At 72.0% G+C, this 264-nt stretch carries 1 protein-coding gene; it reads left to right on the top strand.

Annotated features, from left to right (window positions below; translation table 11 throughout):
* On the top strand, positions 1-264 hold a 264-nt coding region (locus ADL25_RS20375), incomplete at both ends, for a PP2C family protein-serine/threonine phosphatase (protein WP_420711350.1).

Raw genomic sequence — 264 nt, 5'->3', positions numbered from 1 at the left:
CTGCTCCTGGCCGAAGAACTCGTCGGCCGCGCCGCCCAGTCGCTGGACAACGCCCGCCAGTACGCAAGCCAGCACGCCGCTGCCCTCACCCTGCAACGCGCCCTGCTGCCGAGCAGATTGCGAGGCGGTCCGGCGGTCGAGGTGGCGTCACGCTACCTGCCCGCGGATGTGGACCACGGCGTCGGCGGTGACTGGTTCGACGTGATCCCGCTGTCCGGCGCACGGGTGGCACTCGTCGTCGGCGACGTGGTCGGGCACGGTCTC

The organism is Streptomyces sp. NRRL F-5122, assembly GCF_001507435.1.
In the GTDB taxonomy this organism is placed as follows: domain Bacteria; phylum Actinomycetota; class Actinomycetes; order Streptomycetales; family Streptomycetaceae; genus Streptomyces; species Streptomyces lannensis.
Note: the sequence above shows the minus strand (reverse complement) of the source record. Positions and strands in the feature narration are given on the sequence as shown.